Genomic DNA, 337 nt, shown 5'->3' on the forward strand with positions numbered 1-337 from the left:
TCAATCCGTGAGCCACCACAGCATGCGGTTAAACGGCATGGCCTCGATCTCACTGGCCGAGAAATGAAACTCCCGGGCCAGATGCTTGGCCGTCGCTTTAATCGTTGTAGGGGTAAGGCTCATCATCTTCGACCAGGCGAAAATAACCGGCCTGTAGGCGGTTGTAGTCCACGACGGTCATGCCGGCGATGTCCTTGTCTCCGGCTTGGGTCAGGGACGCGAACAGGATCAGTTCGCGCTTCTCGGCGTCACCACCGGACTGGACGGTGGCCTGCTGTACATCCTTGACGGTGGGGGCTCGCAGGCTGAGCCGGTTCACCTTGATCTGGTTGATTTC

Annotated in this window: 1 protein-coding gene; it reads right to left on the minus strand. The window is 58.8% G+C overall.

The window, feature by feature from the left end; all coding sequences use genetic code 11:
• Positions 1-97: 97 nt before the first annotated feature.
• On the minus strand, positions 98-337 hold a 240-nt coding region (locus AWM69_RS22720; protein WP_218728610.1), incomplete at its 5' end, for a phage tail assembly protein.

Source organism: Pseudomonas sp. D1HM (assembly GCF_019266105.1).
Taxonomy (GTDB): Bacteria; Pseudomonadota; Gammaproteobacteria; order Pseudomonadales; family Pseudomonadaceae; genus Aquipseudomonas; species Aquipseudomonas taetrolens.